The following is a 17,690-nucleotide window of genomic DNA, read 5'->3' as shown; positions in this document are numbered from 1 at the left end:
TCGAATGAGCGCGATGCGGTCCATGGTTGTCGCGCTCTGCGCAGCGGCTGGCTGCGCGGGGGCAGCGGTCCGCATCGGTGACCCACGGGAGCAGGTTCTGGCGGAACTTGGCCCACCGAGCGGGCACATCCGCGGCTCGGACTTCGAGCTTCTCTACTATCCTTCTGGCACCGTCCAGCTTCGGGGGGGACGGGTGGTTGCCCTTCAGATGCGCACCGCGGAGCAGGCGCGTGCGGAACGGGAGGCGGAGCTGCTCGCACGCCGCCGCGAGGAGGCGGAGCGGAGACACCGGCGGGCGCAAGGTGAGCGCGAGCTGCGGGCGCTGATCGAGAGCGAGGAGTACCGCGCGTTGACGCCCGCGGAGCAGATCGAGCAACTGGCCCGGTTCGCGCAGGCGCACCCTGGAGTCTCCATCGCCGCACCGCTGCTGGCGGCGCAACGCGCGCTCGAAGAAGAACAACGCCGCGAGCGGCGCTCGCGCGAACTGGCCGAGGAGCTGGAGGCGCAGCGGGAGGAGAGCGCCCGGCGCGAACGGCGACGCGTTGCGCCACCCTATCTGGTGAGCGGCAACACGACGGTGTGGTACGTCGAGCCGTGGGTCTACTGGGTGCCGGCGTGGGGCGTTGTGCCACCGCTGGCGGGGCCGGATTGCCGCCATCGCGTCGAGACATTCCGCCCGACGGGGGCCGGGACACCCACATGGCCGTACAATTTCGGCATGGGTGGTGCAGAGGTGCGCATTGGCCCCCGGCAGCCGAGCATGGGGTGGTAGCGTCCGCTCCGCCGAAGTAGCTGCGGTGGGAGGGAGAAGGGGGCGCGACAACTGCAGGGCGCCAGCTGCAATGAAAGTCTCGTGATGGCGGCCGACAACCACGAGATCACCCTTCTGTTCCAGCGACTGTGCAACGCGGGAGCGGATGCGGCCTCCCTCGAGGAGGTCGCCCGTCGCGTGCATGAGGCGCTGGCCTCGGTGTTGCCGGCGGCGAATGTGCATCTGGCGATCCGCTGCCCGGTGAGCGGGATGATCCGCGTGGTGTATTGGTGCGATTCAAGGAGTCCTGTGCCTGCGGTCACCGCATCCGGCCGGAGTCCTGTGGAACAGGTGCTGCGGACGGGCCGTCCCTGGGTCGGGGATGCGCGTGCGCTGACGGAGGCGGCGGCCGCCGGTCACTTCGAGCTGCCGGCGGTTCGGCCCGCAGTGTGGTGCGGAATTCCGCTGCGGCGGCAGTCCGAGTGTTACGGTGTGCTGGTGGTGCAATCGTACGAAGGGGAACCAGCACTGGAGCCGGTGCACTGCGCGCGACTGTGCGCGGTGAACGATGCGATCAGCGTGGCGATCCTGCCACATCTGCTGGCGGAAGAACGCGACAGCCGCGATGCGCTGCTCGAGGCGGCTGCGGCGTGCGCCGCCGTGTTTCTGCGCGACGTGGACTGGCGGCCGCATATGAACGAGTTCCTCGAACGCATGGGGCGCGCCGCGAAGGCCAGCCGCACGTACCTGTTTGACGTTTGGCGGGACGAGCGCGGGCGGTTGCTGACAAGCCAGCTATTCGAGTGGGTGGCGGAGGGCATTGAGCCGCAGATCCACAACGCCGAACTACAGAAGCTGGATATGGGCGCCGCCGGTTTCCAGCGGTGGGTCGAGAGGCTGGAAGCGGGTGAGCCGATCAGTGGGCCGGTCGCGCTGCTACCGCCGAGCGAGCGGCCGCTGCTGCAGCGGCAGGGGATCCGGTCGATCCATGTCACGCCCGTGCACGTGGAGGGCAAATGGTGGGGATTTTTGGGATTTGACGACTGTCTGAGCGAGCGGATCTGGCTGCCCGCGGAGCAGATGGCCTTGCGGGTGGGCGCGGAGATCCTCGCCCAGGCGATTCATCGTCAGCGCGTGGAGGAGCAATCCGCGCTGCAACGGACCGCACTGGCCACCGCCGCCAGCGGCGTGATGATTACCGATGCGCGAGGACGTATTCTCTGGGTCAACGCGGCCATGTGCCGCATGTCGGGCTACTCCGCGGACGAACTGATTGACCGCACGCCAGCGATTCTGAAATCCGGTGAACACGACGCGGAGTTTTACCACCGGATGTGGGAGACGATCTGCGCCGGCCGGGTCTGGGCTGGCGAGATTCGCAATCGTCGGAAGGATGGCGGCATCTGCGTAGAGGAAATGACGATCACGCCGGTGACGGACGCGGGCGGCCGCGTCACGCACTTTGTCGCGATTAAGCAGGATGTGACCGAGCGCATGCAGCTGCGCGAGCAACTGATTCAGGCGCACAAGCTGGAGAGCATCGGCCGGCTCGCGGGCGGCATCGCGCACGATTTCAACAATCTGTTGCAGGCGATTTTGGGGTTCAGCGCGCTGCTGCGGGCCGATCTGTCGGAATCCGACCCGCGACGAGCCGATGTCATGGAAATCGAAAAGGCAGCTCGGCGCGCGGCGGAACTCACTCGCCAGCTGCTGCTCTTTAGCCGCCGCCAAAAGCCGGAGATGGTGGCGCTGGATCTGAACGAGGTGATCCGGGGAGCTGCGCGGTTGCTGGGGCGGCTGCTGCCGGAGCACGTGCGGCTGGTGTTGGACCTTCCGGGCGATCTGCCCTCCGTGCGGGGGAACGCCGCTCAGCTGGAGCAGATTCTGGTCAATCTGGCCGTCAATGCGCGCGATGCGATGCCGCGGGGCGGTGCGCTGCACATTCGGACGGCTCTGGTGCAGCTCAGGTCGGAGGAGGTGCCGGCCGTCGAGGGCGCGCGTCCGGGCCGGTTTGTGCTGTTGGAGGTCGAGGATGAAGGGCACGGCATGCCGCCGGCTGTTCTGGCCCGGATTTTTGAGCCGTTCTTCACAACGAAACCGGCTTCGGACGGCACCGGGCTGGGGCTTTCAGTGGTATACGGTCTGGTGCGCCAGCATGAGGGCTTCATCGATGTGGCCAGCGAAGTTGGGCGCGGAACAGTGTTTCGGATCTATCTGCCGGTCAGTTCGGCGGGGAACGGGCGACCGGCGGCTGACGAGGTGGCCGAGGGCGGGCAATCCGCCGGAGAAGGAGCGGGCCACGAGGTGTTGGTGGTGGAGGATGAGGAGTGTCTGCGGGCTCTTGCGACGAGGGTTCTGACTGCGGGCAACTACCGCGTGACCGCGGTCGGCAGCCTCGCCGCGGCGCGACGGGTGCTCGAGCAGGGCTGTGAGCGTTTCGCGGTTCTCCTCTCCGACGTGCTGTTGCCCGATGGCCATGGATTGGATCTGGCCGCCGCCGTTCGTCGCTGCTGCCCCGACATGCGAATTGTGCTGACCAGCGGGCATGAGATCGTGCCGGAAGAGGACCCGGTACGCTGGGCGCTGGCCGACGCAATACTGCGCAAACCGTACCTGCCCGATACGCTGCTTCGCACGCTGGGCGACGTGCTCCCGCGGGCGCCCACCTGATCGGCCTTGTGGAGTTTTGGGGCACCGCGAGGGCGGGAGGGGACTTCGCGTTGCGTCCCGGCCGAATGTGCTATGCTGAAGCGTTATTTTGGGACAAATCGGACATCACATGAACGAGGAACAGCAAGCTTCTGAAGTCGGTGCGGCTGCCGGCCCGGCCGCGGGAGCGGAAGGATCTTCTGGGCCATCGGACGCGAACGCGCTGCCGGCCGCCGCAGAAACTGCGGCGACGACGGACGCAGAGCTGCAGGCGGACATCGCCGCGCTGAACGACCGGTTGCTGCGGTTGCAGGCCGACTTTGACAACTTTCGGAAGCGGTCGCAGCGCGAACGGCTGGAGCTGCGCCGGCAGGTGATGGAGGAGCTGCTGGCGGATCTTCTGCCGGTGATGGACCACTTCGAAATGGGGTTGCAAGCGGCCGAGCGCGGAGGGCTCTCCAACGGGATTCGTGCCGGGCTGGAGGCGGTGCGGGCGCAGTTTAGAGAGGTGTTGAAGCGCTGGGGTGTTGAGGAAATTGAGGCGCTCGGTCGGCCGTTTGACCCGCACTGGCACGAGGCGGTGGCGCACGAGCCGACGGCCGATGTGCCGCCGGAGACGGTGCTGCGCGTGACGCGGAAGGGGTATCGGATCGGCGACCGTCTGCTGCGGGCCGCCCAGGTGGTGGTGGCCGGGCCGGCGCAGCCGGCAGCCTCGGAGAGCGACGATGCCTGAGCGACGCCCCGACTACTACGAGGTGCTGGGCGTCTCGCGGGACGCCAGCGCGGAGGAGATCAAAAAGGCATATCGGCGCCTTGCGCTCCAGTATCACCCGGACCGCAACCCGGGCGACAAATCTGCTGAGGAGAAATTCAAGCAGATTTCTGAGGCGTACGAGGTGCTGAGCGATCCGGAGAAGCGGCGACAGTACGACCAGTTCGGACATGCGGCATTTGGTGCCGGCGCGGGCCCGGGCGGCGGGTTCGAGGGAGGGTTTGGAGGTATCGACCTCGAAGAGGCGCTGCGCACCTTCATGAGCGCGTTTGGCGGAGGGGGCAGCATCTTCGACGATTTCTTCGGCGGAGCGCGGGAGGAGGCGGCGGAATCGCACCGCGGTTCGGATCTGCGGCTGGATCTGGAGATTGACTTCGAGGAGGCGGTGCTCGGCTCGCGGCGCGAGCTGCAGCTGCCGATTTTTCAGCCCTGCCCGGACTGCGGCGGTAGCGGGGCGGAGCGCGGGAGCGGGCGGGAGCGGTGCCGGCAGTGTGGGGGCCGCGGGATGATTGTTCACTCCCAGGGCTTCTTCCAGGTGCGGCGGACGTGTCCGCATTGCCAGGGGACGGGCGAGGTGTTGGCGCGTCCGTGCCGAACCTGCCGGGGGGAGGGCCGGGTGAAGGCCCGTCGCACGGTTGAGCTGCGCATACCGCCGGGAGTGGAAACGGGTTCGCGGCTGCGGCTGAGCGGCCACGGGGAAGCGGGATTTCGTGGTGGTGCTGCGGGAGACCTCTACGTTGTGCTGCATGTGCGGCCCCACGACGTGTTCCAGCGGCATGGCGATGACATTCTCTGCGAGGTACCGATCCGCTTCGATGTGGCGGTCACGGGCGGCGAGATCGAGGTGCCGACGATTCACGGGATTGCGCGGCTGAAGATTCCGGCGGGCACCGAGACGGGGCGAGTGTTCCGGCTCTCCGGCCAGGGTGTCCGAAACCCGCGCCACGGGGTCCACGGTGACCATCTCGTGCGCGTGCGAGTGGAAGTGCCACACCGACTGTCGGCGCGGCAGCGGAGGGCGCTCGAGGAGTTCAAGGCGGTGCTAGACGAGTCCAACTACCCGCAGATCGCAGAGTTTGAGCAGCGGGTGCAGCGGTATTATGAACGCAAGGCCACCCTCCAGCAGTGAAGCGGGGGGTCGTGCGCGCGTGTGTCCCACTCACCGGCCGCCACGCTGTTTCGCTCCGCTGCTTCCGCCCGAAGGGGGGATGGTGCTGCTGGAGCCGGAAGAGGCACGACATTTGGTGGTCGTGTTGCGTCTGGGGCCGGGAGCGGCGGTGGAGGCGTTTGACGGGGCTGGCCGGCGCGCGTTGGGGCGCATTGCCGAGGTGCAGCGAACGCAGGTGTGGATCGAGGTTGGACCTGCCCGTGCGGAGGTGTTGCCGGATTGGCGCGCGACGCTGATTCAAGGCGCGCCGAAAGGTGACAAGAAAGAGATGATCGTTCGCGCGGCGGTCGAGCTCGGCGTTCAGCGAGTCGTGTTCTTTCCCGCCGAGCGCTCCGTGGCCCGTCCCGCTCCAAGAGAGGTGGAGCGGTGGCGGCAACGCTGGCGGTCGGCCGCGGTGGCGGCAGCGAAGCAGTCAGGGTGTAACTGGCTGCCGGAGATTGTTTGGGCGGGGGAGATTGAGAGGGCCCTTGAAGCGGGCGGTGAGGCGGGCGCGTCGTTCGTATGCGAGGCGGGCGAAGGGGTGCACTCATGGGCGGAGGCGCGGGCCGCGGCGGGGTGCTCTTCGTCTTGGAAACATGTGTGCGCGGCGGTCGGTCCGGAGGGGGGGTGGACGGCCGAAGAGCTTGCGCGTTTCCGCGCAGCTGGCTTTCGGCCGGTGAGAATCGGGGGCTTCATTTTACGCGTCGAGACCGCGGCGATTGCGATGATGGCGCTGATGGTGGCGGAGTTGGAGTTCAGATCGAGCAAGGGTTGAGTGCTGTGAAGTGTGGAGGGGAATACTGGGGGGTAGGGGCCTTTGGTTGGAGAGGTCGGCGGGGGTAGTTTCCAGCGGGGATTGAATCCGTCGGGCCCTCGAAACGAGCTGGGGACAGAGCCTTCTCAGGCGATCTGCTCAAGCGGCGGGTCTGGTCAGCATAGCAGATGAGGGATGGCACGCCTGTGCGAGATGGAGCGGTAGGCCGACCCGGGGAACGGAGAATTGCAGCGAAAAGTTCGGGGATGGGGAGAGAGAACACGGCGGGCCGGGGCGGGAGAATCTGATCGCTCTCCATGAGGTGGGGCCCGGAGCGGAACCGATCCATAGAGGTCCGGGCGAGGAGAGGGACAGAGACCCAAGCAGCGTGGTAATCTTCGGCACCGTTTGAGCGAAGCAAGAGGAATTCCTCGCGTCCTTCTCATCGAAACACACCTTGATGGAAAAAACGAATCGACAAACTTGACAAATCCATTAGGCAGGATATTCTGAACACTGACGATTCTATTACTGGAAGATGAAAGTTACGAAGCGAGTTGGCTATGCGCTGCGGCTCCTCGCGGAGCTCGCAGGGCACGGCGATCAGAAGCCGGTGACCGCCCACGAGGTGGCTCGCCGTCATGGGATCTCTGAAAAGTATCTGTGGTTGGCCGCGTCCTCCCTGCATAAAGCGGGGATCGTCGACGCAGTCCGGGGTCCCTTGGGCGGATTTCGACTTGCTCGTCCCGCCGCGGCGATCACTTTGGGCGATGTGATAGAGGCGTGTGACGGCAGCTGGGTCGAATGGCTGGATGGTCTCGACCCGGCGCGTGACGAAGCGTTCAACGCCGTGCTCTCTGCGATCGGCCATAAACTGGCGGCCGATTGGAGCCAGGAGCTTCGCAGCGTAACGCTGGAGACGCTGCTTCGCGAGCACCGGGCTCGTCAAAGCGAGCTCGTCGGAGATTTTCAAATTTGAGGCGAAGGATCGCCCGATTCGAAGGAACCAAAACCACCGAACGAGAAGAAAGGAAGAACCCGATGAGTCAATCCAACAACCCAGGCCTCCACACCCTCGCGCTGCATGCGGGGCAGGTACCCGATCCGACGACTGGAGCGCGGGCCGTCCCGATCTACCAAACCACATCCTACGTGTTCCGCAGCACCGAGCACGCAGCGAACCTCTTCGCGTTGAAAGAGTTCGGCAACATCTACACGCGGATTATGAATCCGACTACGGATGTCTTCGAGCGGCGCATTGCCGCGCTCGAAGGCGGGACGGGTGCACTCGCGGTCGCCTCGGGACAGGCGGCGATCACGTACGCGCTGCTCGCGATTACGCGGCTCGGCGACGAGATCGTTTCCGCCAACAATCTCTACGGCGGCACCTACCAGCTCTTCCATTACACGCTGCCGAAGCTCGGCCGCACGGTGAAGTTCGTCGACTCTCGAAACCCGGACGCGTTTCGCGCCGCAATCACCGAGCGCACTCGCGCACTTTATGTGGAGACCATCGGCAACCCGAAGCTGGATGTGCCGGACTTCGAGGTGATCGCTGCCATCGCCCATGAGGCGGGCGTGCCGCTGGTGGTGGACAACACCGTCGGCATCGGACTGGTGCGGCCGATCGAGTTTGGCGCGGACATCATCGTCTCGTCGGCCACCAAGTACATCGGCGGCCACGGGACGTCGATTGGCGGGGTGATCGTGGACTCCGGTCGGTTCGCCTGGAACAATGGAAAGTTCCCGGAATTCACCGAGCCCGACCCGAGCTACCACGGCCTGGTGTACTGGGACGCGCTCAGCAACGTGCCGGGCATGGGCAATGTCGCGTTCATCCTGAAGGTGCGGGTGACGCTGTTGCGTGACATTGGCGCCGCGCTCAGCCCTTTCAATGCTCATCAGTTTCTGCTCGGCCTCGAGACGCTGCCGCTGCGCCAGCGCCGACACTCGGAGAACGCGCTCGCGCTCGCCCGCTGGCTGCGCGAACAGCCCGAGGTGAGCTGGGTGACGTATCCCGGCCTGCCGGATTCGCCCGACCACGCCGTGGCGGCCAAATACCTGAAGAACGGGTTTGGCGGGATCGTCGGTTTCGGCATCCGCGGCGGTTATGACGCGGCGGTGCGGTTCATCAACAACGTGAAACTGCTCTCCCATCTCGCAAACATCGGAGATGCGAAGTCGCTGGTGATCCATCCTGCCTCCACGACGCATTCGCAGCTGACACCCGAGGAGCAAGCGGAGACTGGTGTCACGCCGGACTACATCCGCATTTCGGTGGGCCTGGAGGACCTCGACGACATCCAGGCGGACATCGCGCAGGCGTTGCGGGCCGCAACTGCCTGAGAGGACGGTCCGCCCGCTGGAGGGTCTGCTCGATGCCGGAGCTGACATTTGCGGTGCAAGGCGCGTCGGAATCGCCAACTCGCACGCGCGTGCGTGCGCGCCAATTCGAGTTGCTCGTGGACGAACCTGCCGAACTCGGCGGCAGTGATCGCGGCCCGAACCCGGTGGAACACGTGCTGGCGGGGTTGGCGGGCTGCCTGAACGTGGTGGCGCACGTGGTGGCGAAGGAGATGGGCATCCACATCCGGTCACTGGGGATTTCGGTGAGCGGTGTATTGGATCCGGCGCGATTTCTGGGGGAGCCCACCGAGGCGCGTGCCGGGTTCCGCGAAATCCGCGTGAAGCTGGGCGTCGTTTCGGACGCGTCCGCCGCCGCGCTCGATCGCTGGCTGGAGGCGGTGCGGCGTCGGTGCCCCGTGTCGGACAACCTTGCGAACACGACGCCGGTGCGCGTCGAGGTCGAACGGGCGGTCTGAACGGAGGGCGGTGAGGTCGAGTGAAGACCTGTGCGAACGTGCTCGAGGCGATCGGCCGCACGCCGCTGATTCGGCTCAATCGGCTGGCGCAACATCTTGCATCGCCCATCTACGTGAAGGCCGAGTTCATGAATCCGGGCGGCAGTGTGAAAGACCGCCCGGCGCTAGCGATGATCGAGGCGGCGGAGCGTTCCGGCCAGCTGCGGCCGGGTGGCACGATCATCGAGGCGACCGCCGGCAACACGGGGGTGGGGCTTGCGCTGGTCGCAGCCGTGAAGGGGTACCGGCTCATTGTCGTGATGCCGGATAAGATGAGCGAGGACAAGATGCGGCTTCTGCGGGCACTCGGTGCGGAGGTCGTCGTCACTGCGACGAATGTCCCGCCGGATTCGCCGGACAGCTACAACGGTGTCGCAGACCGTCTCGCCCGTGAGATCCCCGGCGCGTTCCGCCCGAACCAGTTTGCGAACGAGGCGAACCCGGAGGCGCACTACCGCACGACCGGCCCGGAAATCTGGGAGCAGACGGAAGGGCGGATCGGCGTGTTTGTCGCGGGGATGGGAACCGGCGGAACGATCTCCGGCGTGGGCCGGTTCCTGAAAGAGCGCAACCCGGAGATCCGCATCGTGGGTGCGGATCCGGAAGGCTCGATCCTCTCGGGGGATCAGCCCCGGGCTTACCTGGTGGAGGGTATCGGCGAGGATTTCGTGCCCCGCACGTTTGATCGGCCCGTGGTGGACGAGATGATCCGCGTGAGCGACCGCGAGTCCTTTCAGACCGCTCGGCGCTTGGCCCGTGAAGAGGGCATCCTTGCGGGAGGATCGTCCGGCACGGCGGTGGCTGCTGCGCTGAAATACGCGGAGACGCTCTCGCCGCCGCGGATCGTTGTGGTGCTGCTGCCCGATACCGCGCGGAACTATTTGACCAAGTGTTTCAATGACGACTGGATGCGAGAGCACGGCTTTTGGGAGCGGGAGAACCGCCGCCGCCGCACGCTTGCGGACGTGCTGCGTCGCAAATACATGATGCCAGAGCTGATCGCGGTGGCGCCGCGGGACCGGCTGCGCCGCGCGGTCGAGCTGATGCATGTCTACAACATTTCGCAGCTGCCGGTGATTGAGGGGGGGCGAGCGGTCGGGAGTCTGCAGGAAGCGACGATCATGAAGCTGCTGCTCGACGGCATCGACGCATCGAACCAGGAGGTCGGCGCGGTGATGGGCCGGCCGCTGCCGGAGCTGGAAGAGGGCGTGGACATTGCGGCGGCGTATCGGCGTTTCCTGGCCGGTGCACCCGCGATTCTGGTGACGAAAGACGGGGCGCCGACCGGCGTGGTGACGAAAATGGATCTGATCGACCTGTTCATCATGCGGCAGGACGAGCCGGAGGACGGCGATCCGGGGGCCGGGCTGTGAGGTTCGAAACGCTCGCCATTCACGCGGGGCAGGATCCGGACCGGCTGACCGGTGCGGTGACGGTACCGGTGTATCAGACCTCGACGTTCCAGCAGGATGGAATCGGGCGGCCGCGCGGCTACGAGTACTCCCGGACGGGCAATCCGACGCGTACCGCGCTGGAAACGGCACTGGCCGCGGTGGAGGGAGGGGGTGGCGCCGCGGCGTTTGCTTCGGGCGTTGCGGCGACCGCGGCGGTGCTTCACCTGTTGCGGCCCGGCGATCATGTGGTGGCGGCGGACGATCTGTACGGCGGCACGTACCGGCTGTTCGAGCGATACTTTCGGCCGTGGGGCTTAAGATTCGACTATGTGACCGCGACCGAGCCCGAGGCCTATCGTCGGGCGATGCGCCCGGAAACCCGGCTGATCTGGATTGAAACGCCGACGAATCCCCTGTTGCGGCTGGTCGACATCGCCGCGGTCGCACAGGTGGCGCACGAGCATGGCGCGCACCTGGCGGTGGACAGCACTTTTGCGACTCCATGTCTGCAACGGCCGCTCGAGCTGGGGGCGGATCTGGTGGTCCACAGCACAACGAAGTACATCGGCGGCCACAGCGATTTGATTGGCGGTGCGGTGATCTGGTCGGACGCGGAGCTTGGGCGCCGGCTGCGTCTATACCAAAACGCGTTCGGTGCAGTGCCGGGACCGTGGGATTGCTGGCTGGTGCTGCGCGGTCTGAAGACGCTGAGTGTTCGGATGGCGGCGCATTGTCGTGGCGCGCGGCGTGTCGCGGAGTGGTTGCGCGGCCAACCCGCGGTCGAGCGGGTGTTGTATCCGGGATTGGAGGACCATCCTCAGGCCGAGCTGGTGCGGCGGCAGATGGGTGGCGCTGGGGGGGGCATGGTCAGTTTCGAACTGGCCGGCGGTTTTGCCGCCGTGGAGAGGTTGGTGAGCCGGCTGAAGCTGTTTGTGCTCGCCGAAAGTTTGGGAGGGGTCGAATCGCTGGTGTGCCACCCCGCGCGGATGACGCACGCTTCGATTCCGCCGTCCGAACGGCGCGCGCGTGGGATTGGCGACAACCTGGTGCGTCTATCGGTCGGGCTGGAACACCCCGACGATCTGATCGCCGACCTCGCGCAGGGCCTGCAGCCGGATTGCGCGCCGGCGGCATCGAAAGGAGACTGAACGCATGAGCACGATCTACGCGGACAACTCGCAGTCCATTGGCCGCACGCCCCTGGTGAAGCTGAATCGCGTGGTGGGCAACGCAAAGGCAACGGTGCTGGCGAAGATCGAGGGACGCAATCCCGCGTATTCCGTGAAGTGCCGGATCGGCGCCTCGATGGTATGGGACGCGGAGAAGCGCGGTGTGTTGCGGCCAGGGATGGAGATCATCGAACCCACCAGCGGCAACACGGGCATCGCGCTCGCGTTCGTCGCCGCCGCACGAGGCTATCCGCTGACGTTGACGATGCCGGAGACGATGAGCCTGGAACGTCGCCGGGTGCTGGCGATGTTTGGCGCGCGGCTGGTGTTGACGCCGGGCAACGAGGGCATGCGCGGCGCGGTCCGCCGCGCGGAGGAGATCGCCGCCTCGGACCCGGAACGCTATTTCCTGCCGCAGCAGTTCAAAACCCCCGCCAATCCGGCGATCCACGAGGCGACGACCGGCCCGGAAATCTGGAACGATACGGATGGACAGGTGGATGTGCTGGTGGCCGGCGTTGGCACCGGTGGGACGATCACTGGCGTGTCGCGCTATTTTGAGCGCGTTCGTGGACGGCCGCTGCTGTCGATCGCGGTTGAGCCACGTGAGAGCCCCGTGATCTCGCAGAAGCTGGCCGGGCAGGAGCTGAAGCCCGGCCCGCACAAAATCCAAGGGATCGGTGCCGGATTCATCCCGGATGTGCTCGATCTTTCGCTGGTGGACCGCGTGGAGCAGGTGGACAGCCAGGAGGCGATCGAAATGGCCCGCCGCCTCGCGCGTGAGGAGGGAATTCTCAGCGGCATCTCGTGCGGGGCGGCCGCGGCGGTGGCGGTGCGCGTCGCGCGGGAACCGGAGATGGCCGGCAAGACGATTGTCGTTGTGCTGCCCGACGCGGGCGAGCGCTACCTTTCCACGGCTCTGTTTGAAGGGATTGGCTGAGGGGTCACGTTCTCAGGTAGGGGGTGGCGGAGAGCGCGCGGCCGCTGGCGGAGGGCAGCCGGTAAAAAAAAGGGCGGCGCGCGCCAAGGAGGTTGGGTGGGGAACCCAGGGAAAACGCGCGCCACCCTCCGATACCATACAGCTCCGATCCTTTTTCGTCAACCGACGAGTCCGGATGGTGTTCGCAGCCTCCGCGTCGGCACGAACTGAGCCACGGATGGGCGACCCAGTGCGGGTAGTCCGAGCGCGCAGATCGCAAGCCTTCACCGGAGGGTCGAGAGAACGCGGTGGGCTGGTTCTGTCGGGAGGTGGCCATGCCGCCCGGCATACGTGTTCCAAGGGTTGGGGCGCTTCGGGAGCAAGGCCTCCAACGCTTGGACCGGGTACAGGGGGGATCTCGGGCCCCCTCCCTCCGACCGGCGCCCGCCCGTTCCGGTGTGTTCCGATGTGAGGTGGCCGGCGGTGGGCCAGAGGGGGGAGCGCTGGGAGGCGGGACGCTCTGAGCCAGCAGGGGTTGTGCGGCACTCTGGCGGCCGGTGGAACTGCTTGCCCGCGGGCAGATGACCGTGTATACAGGACCGTCCGGTTTTTCGCCGGCGGAGAGACATTCAGACCATGGACAGCAGCAAAATCGTCATTATGGACGGCAACGAGGCCGCCGCGTACATCGCGCACAAGACCAACGAAGTCTGCGCAATTTATCCGATTACGCCATCGTCGAACATGGGCGAGTGGGCGGACCAGTGGTCGGCTGAAGGGCGCACCAACATTTGGGGGTCGGTGCCCACGGTCATCGAGATGCAGAGCGAGGCGGGCGCAGCAGGTGCGGTCCATGGCGCGCTGCAGACCGGCGCGCTGACGACGACGTTCACTGCGGCGCAGGGACTGCTGTTGATGATCCCGAACATGTACAAGATCGCGGGGGAGCTGACGCCGACGGTTTTCCACGTGTCGGCGCGGACGGTGGCGACCCATGCGCTGTCGATCTTTGGCGATCATTCGGATGTGATGGCGGTACGGCAAACGGGATTTGCGATGCTGGCGTCGGCCTCCGTGCAGGAAGTCATGGACATGGCCCTGATCGCGCAGGCCTCCACGCTGGAGTCGCGGGTGCCGTTTCTGCACTTCTTCGACGGTTTTCGCACCTCGCACGAGGTGCAGAAAATCGAGCTGGTGACGGACGACGTGATCCGGGCGATGATTCCGGAGGAGCGAGTGCTGGAGCATCGCCGGCGGGCGCTGTCGCCCGACCGGCCGGTGATACGGGGAACCGCGCAGAACCCTGATTTCTTCTTCCAGGCGCGCGAGGCGTGCAACCCGTTTTATCAGCGGTGTCCGGCGGTGGTGCAGGCGATGATGGACCGCTTCGCGCAGCTGACCGGCCGCTCGTACCGGCTCTTCGACTACTATGGGGCTCCGGACGCGGACCGGGTGATCGTGATCATGGGGTCGGCCGCGGAAACGGTATGGGACACGGTCCGCGCGTTGAACCGCGGCGGCGCGAAGGTTGGGGTGGTGCGGGTGCGGCTGTATCGGCCGTTTTCCACCGACGCCTTCATCGCGGCGCTGCCGGCGAGCGTGCGGGCGATCGCGGTGTTGGACCGCACGAAGGAGCCTGGCGCGGCGGGCGAGCCGCTGTATCAGGATGTGGTGACCGCGCTGGGTGAGCGTGCAGCGGCCGGGCGGTTGCCGTTTGCGCTGCCGCGCGTGATCGGGGGCCGCTATGGGCTCTCGTGCAAGGAGTTCACGCCGGCGATGGCGAAGGCGGTGTTCGACGAGCTGGCGAAGCCGGAGCCGAAGAATCGCTTCACAGTGGGCATTCGTGACGACGTCACGCACACGAGCCTGGAGTACGACCCCTCCTTCATCATTGAGCCGGACCACGTTGTGCGCGCGATGTTCTTTGGACTGGGCGCGGATGGCACGGTCGGCGCGAACCGGAACTCGATCAAGATCATCGGCGAAGAGACCGACATGTACGCGCAGGGCTACTTCGTGTACGACTCAAAGAAGGCCGGCTCGCGGACGGTGTCGCATCTCCGCTTCGGACCGGAGCCGATTCCGGCGCCGTATCTGATCGAGTCTGCGAACTTTGTCGCCTGCCACCAGTTCGTGTTTCTCGACCAGGTGGACATCCTGAAGTACGCGAAGCCCGGCGCGGTGTTTCTGTTGAACTCGAGTCCCTGGAAGCCGGAAGAAGTGTGGGACCACCTGCCGCGGAAGGTGCAGCAGGAGATCATCGAGAAGAAGCTGAAGTTTTACGCGATTGACGGCTCCCGGGTTGCGATCGAGGCGGGGATGGGCAGCCGCGTGAACACAATCATGCAGACGTGTTTCTTTGCGATTTCGGGCGTGCTGCCGCGGGACGAGGCGATCGCGAAGATCAAGGCCGCGATCCGGAAGACCTACGGGCGCAAAGGGGAGGAGATCGTTCAGAAGAACTTCCGTGCGGTGGACATGACGCTGGAGCACCTGCGGGAGATTCCGGTGCCGGCCGCCCCAACAAGCACGCGGGAGCTGCCGCCGCCGGTGCCGGAGTCCGCCCCGCCCTTTGTGCGCGAGGTGCTGGCGCCGATCATCGCGGGGCGGGGCGACGAGGTGCCGGTCAGCCGGATTCCGCCGGACGGGACGTTTCCCACCGCGACGACGCAGTGGGAGAAGCGGAACATTTCGTTGTTTGTGCCGGTCTGGGATGCCGAGCTGTGCATCCAGTGCGGGAACTGCGCGCTGGTGTGCCCGCACTCCTGCATTCGCGCGAAGCGGGTGCCGCCGGAGGCGCTGGCGGGTGCGCCGGAGGGCTTTCTCTCTGCGGAGTGGAAGGACCCGCAGCGGCCGGGGTTGCGGTACGTGCTGGGGATCGCGATCGAGGATTGCACCGGCTGTGCGCTGTGCGTGGAGGCCTGTCCGAAGAAAAGCAAGGAGCAAGTCGGCCGGAAGGCGATCAACATGGCCGAGAAGGAGCCGATCCACGAACGGGGCCGTCGCCACTGGGACTTTTTCCTCTCGCTGCCCGACACCGATCGAGCCGAGCTGGACTTGAGCTCCGTTCGTGACGTGCAGTTTGCGCGGCCGCTGTTTGAGTTTTCCGGTGCCTGCACCGGCTGTGGGGAGACGCCATATGTGCGGATCCTCAGCCAGCTGTTCGGCGATCGTGCGCTGATCGCGAACGCGACCGGTTGTTCCTCAATTTACGGGGGCAACCTGCCGACCACGCCCTGGTGTACCGATGCGAATGGCCGGGGACCGACGTGGTCGAATTCGCTGTTCGAGGACAACGCGGAGTTTGGGTTCGGCTTTCGGCTGACGATCGATCAGCATCGTGCCTATGCGGCGGAACTGCTCGGCCGGCTGCGCGAGTCGATCGGCGGGGATCTGGTGGAGGCGCTGCTGCAGGCGCCGCAGCGGACGGAGGCGGACATCGCCGCGCAGCGGGCGCGGGTTGCGGAGCTGCGGCGCCGTATTGCCGGCCTGTCGTCGCCGGAGGCGCGACAGCTCGATGCGATTGCGGACAACCTGGTGCGCCGCAGCGTTTGGCTGGTGGGCGGGGACGGTTGGGCGTACGACATCGGTTACGGGGGACTGGACCACGTGCTGGCGAGCGGTCGGAACGTGAATGCGCTGGTGCTCGACACCGAGGTGTACTCGAACACCGGTGGGCAGGCGTCCAAGGCGACGCCGCGCGGCGCAGTGGCGAAGTTTGCGGCCAGTGGTAAGCCCGCTGCGAAGAAGGACCTGGGGATGATGGCGATGTGCTACGGCAACATCTACGTGGCGCGCGTCGCTCTGGGCGCCAATCCGCGGCAGACGCTGCAGGCGTTCCTTGAGGCGGAGGCGTATGACGGGCCGTCGCTGATCATCGCCTACTCACACTGTATTGCGCACGGCATCAACATGCAGAAAGGGCTCGAGCAGCAGAAGCTGGCGGTACAGAGCGGCCACTGGCTGCTGTACCGGTACAATCCCGAGCTGGCTGCGCAGGGCAAGTCACCGCTGATTCTCGACTCCCGCGCGCCGTCGATTCCGCTGAAGGCCTACGCGTACAACGAGACGCGCTTCAAGATGCTGGCGATGAGCCGGCCGCAGGAGGCCGAACGCCTGCTGCAGCTGGCGCAAGCGGACGTGGAGCGCCGCTGGCAGCTCTATCAGCGCTGGATGGCGGAAGATGCGAAGGCCGCGGAATCCCCGGCGCGGGCTTGAGCGGACAGAACGACGAGGAGCCGACCATGGACCTGACGACCACCTACATGGGCTTGAAGCTTCGAAATCCGCTGGCCGCGGCCGCTTCGCCGCTTTCGCAGCGGCTGGACGACCTGCGCCGCTTGGAGGACGCGGGCGCCGGCGCGGTGGTGATGTTCTCGATCTTTGAGGAGCAGATTCACCACGACGCGGAAGCGCTGGATCACCTCATGAGCGCGGGCGCGGAAAGCTACGCGGAGGCGCTCTCCTACTTCCCGGATGTGGGCGACTACCTGGTGGGACCGGAGCGCTATCTGGAGCTCGTACACGAGGCATCGCAGGCGCTGTCCATCCCGGTGATCGGCAGCTTGAATGGCGTTTCCAAGGAGGGATGGATTGACTATGCGCGGCGCATCGAGCAGGCGGGCGCGCGGGCGATCGAGCTGAACACCTACTACCTGGCGACCGACCCGGATCGGTCCGGCGCGGAGGTCGAGCAGATGTACGTGGATGTCGTCAGCGCGGTCGCGCGATCGGTTCAGGTGCCGATCGCGGTCAAAATCGGGCCGTTCTTCAGTTCGATCGCGAACATGGTGCGCCGGCTGGAGCAGGCCGGCGCGCGCGGTGTGGTGCTCTTCAACCGTTTCTATCAGCCCGACTTTGACCTCGACGAAATGGACGTCCGCTCGGACCTTCACCTGAGCACGCCGGCGGAGATGCGGCTGCCGCTGCGGTGGATCGCGATTCTGCACGGCCGCGTAAACCTCTCGCTGGCGGCGACCACCGGTGTGCATAGCGGGCTAGACGTCGCAAAGCTTCTGCTGGCCGGCGCGGACCTGGTGCAGACCTGCTCCGCGTTGCTGAAAAACGGGATCGGCCATCTGCGCACCATGTTGCAGGAGCTGGAGAGCTGGATGGCGGAAAAAGAGTACGAGTCGGTCGCACAAATGCGCGGCGCGATGAGCCAGCGGGCGGTCGCGAATCCGGCTGCGTTCGAGCGCGCCAACTACATCCGGATTCTCGAAGAGTACAAGAGCCGCTATGCGATCGCCTGAGGCGAGGTCCGCCCGGCCCGGC

At 66.1% G+C, this 17,690-nt stretch carries 13 protein-coding genes; all 13 read left to right on the top strand.

The window, feature by feature from the left end; translation table 11 throughout:
* Positions 1-4 precede the first annotated feature (4 nt).
* The 13 genes from N2652_07635 to N2652_07575 all read left to right on the top strand — a co-directional run bounded on the left by N2652_07635 (position 5) and on the right by N2652_07575 (position 17,668).
* On the top strand, positions 5-772 hold the full coding sequence (locus N2652_07635; GenBank protein ID MCX7819059.1) for a hypothetical protein: 768 nt from the start codon (positions 5-7) through the stop codon (positions 770-772).
* An 84-nt stretch (positions 773-856) separates the two neighbouring features.
* Positions 857-3,421: a PAS domain S-box protein gene (locus tag N2652_07630; protein MCX7819058.1), complete on the top strand. Its 2,565-nt coding sequence runs from the start codon at positions 857-859 to the stop codon at positions 3,419-3,421.
* A 109-nt stretch (positions 3,422-3,530) separates the two neighbouring features.
* Positions 3,531-4,133 carry a nucleotide exchange factor GrpE gene (locus N2652_07625; protein MCX7819057.1) on the top strand — a complete coding sequence of 201 codons (603 nt, stop codon included), beginning with the start codon at positions 3,531-3,533 and terminating at the stop codon, positions 4,131-4,133.
* On the top strand, positions 4,126-5,301 hold the full coding sequence (gene dnaJ / locus N2652_07620) for a molecular chaperone DnaJ (protein ID MCX7819056.1): 1,176 nt from the start codon (positions 4,126-4,128) through the stop codon (positions 5,299-5,301). The genes N2652_07625 and dnaJ overlap by 8 nt, the downstream gene beginning before the upstream one ends.
* Positions 5,273-6,094: a 16S rRNA (uracil(1498)-N(3))-methyltransferase gene (locus N2652_07615; protein ID MCX7819055.1), complete on the top strand. Its 822-nt coding sequence runs from the start codon at positions 5,273-5,275 to the stop codon at positions 6,092-6,094. Before dnaJ ends, N2652_07615 begins: the two co-directional genes overlap by 29 nt.
* 517 nt (positions 6,095-6,611) lie before the next feature.
* Positions 6,612-7,052, top strand: coding sequence for an Rrf2 family transcriptional regulator (locus tag N2652_07610; GenBank protein MCX7819054.1), 441 nt, complete (start codon positions 6,612-6,614; stop codon positions 7,050-7,052).
* A 62-nt stretch (positions 7,053-7,114) separates the two neighbouring features.
* Positions 7,115-8,419, top strand: coding sequence for an O-acetylhomoserine aminocarboxypropyltransferase/cysteine synthase (locus N2652_07605; protein ID MCX7819053.1), 1,305 nt, complete (start codon positions 7,115-7,117; stop codon positions 8,417-8,419).
* Between the two features lie 32 nt (positions 8,420-8,451).
* A complete protein-coding gene (locus tag N2652_07600) occupies positions 8,452-8,895 on the top strand; it encodes an OsmC family protein (GenBank protein ID MCX7819052.1) in 444 nt (147 codons plus the stop codon).
* 20 nt (positions 8,896-8,915) lie between these two features.
* Positions 8,916-10,307, top strand: coding sequence for a cystathionine beta-synthase (locus N2652_07595; GenBank protein MCX7819051.1), 1,392 nt, complete (start codon positions 8,916-8,918; stop codon positions 10,305-10,307).
* Positions 10,304-11,476 (top strand): cystathionine gamma-synthase, encoded by a 1,173-nt coding sequence (locus tag N2652_07590; protein MCX7819050.1) that lies wholly within the window; start codon positions 10,304-10,306, stop codon positions 11,474-11,476. Before N2652_07595 ends, N2652_07590 begins: the two co-directional genes overlap by 4 nt.
* Before the next feature lie 4 nt (positions 11,477-11,480).
* Positions 11,481-12,437: a cysteine synthase A gene (gene cysK / locus N2652_07585; GenBank protein ID MCX7819049.1), complete on the top strand. Its 957-nt coding sequence runs from the start codon at positions 11,481-11,483 to the stop codon at positions 12,435-12,437.
* Positions 12,438-13,052: 615 nt separating this feature from the next.
* Positions 13,053-16,634, top strand: a complete 3,582-nt coding sequence (gene nifJ, locus N2652_07580; protein ID MCX7819048.1) for a pyruvate:ferredoxin (flavodoxin) oxidoreductase — start codon at positions 13,053-13,055, stop codon at positions 16,632-16,634.
* Between the two features lie 26 nt (positions 16,635-16,660).
* Positions 16,661-17,668 (top strand): dihydroorotate dehydrogenase-like protein, encoded by a 1,008-nt coding sequence (locus tag N2652_07575; GenBank protein MCX7819047.1) that lies wholly within the window; start codon positions 16,661-16,663, stop codon positions 17,666-17,668.
* The last annotated feature ends 22 nt before the right edge of the window (positions 17,669-17,690 follow it).

The organism is Kiritimatiellia bacterium (genome assembly GCA_026417735.1).
Classification (GTDB): Bacteria; Verrucomicrobiota; Kiritimatiellia; order PWTM01; family PWTM01; genus CAACVY01.
The sequence above is the reverse complement of the archived record's forward strand: the minus strand, read 5'-3'. Positions and strand labels throughout refer to the sequence as shown.

Bases quoted from the DNA above. Each gene is read 5' to 3' on its own strand.
- N2652_07635 (MCX7819059.1), top strand. From the start codon at position 5: ATGAGCGCGATGCGGTCCATGGTTGTCGCGCTCTGCGCAGCGGCTGGC.
- N2652_07630 (MCX7819058.1), top strand. From the start codon at position 857: ATGGCGGCCGACAACCACGAGATCACCCTTCTGTTCCAGCGACTGTGC.
- N2652_07625 (MCX7819057.1), top strand. From the start codon at position 3,531: ATGAACGAGGAACAGCAAGCTTCTGAAGTCGGTGCGGCTGCCGGCCCG.
- dnaJ (MCX7819056.1), top strand. From the start codon at position 4,126: ATGCCTGAGCGACGCCCCGACTACTACGAGGTGCTGGGCGTCTCGCGG.
- N2652_07615 (MCX7819055.1), top strand. From the start codon at position 5,273: ATGAACGCAAGGCCACCCTCCAGCAGTGAAGCGGGGGGTCGTGCGCGC.
- N2652_07610 (MCX7819054.1), top strand. From the start codon at position 6,612: ATGAAAGTTACGAAGCGAGTTGGCTATGCGCTGCGGCTCCTCGCGGAG.
- N2652_07605 (MCX7819053.1), top strand. From the start codon at position 7,115: ATGAGTCAATCCAACAACCCAGGCCTCCACACCCTCGCGCTGCATGCG.
- N2652_07600 (MCX7819052.1), top strand. From the start codon at position 8,452: ATGCCGGAGCTGACATTTGCGGTGCAAGGCGCGTCGGAATCGCCAACT.
- cysK (MCX7819049.1), top strand. From the start codon at position 11,481: ATGAGCACGATCTACGCGGACAACTCGCAGTCCATTGGCCGCACGCCC.
- nifJ (MCX7819048.1), top strand. From the start codon at position 13,053: ATGGACAGCAGCAAAATCGTCATTATGGACGGCAACGAGGCCGCCGCG.
- N2652_07575 (MCX7819047.1), top strand. From the start codon at position 16,661: ATGGACCTGACGACCACCTACATGGGCTTGAAGCTTCGAAATCCGCTG.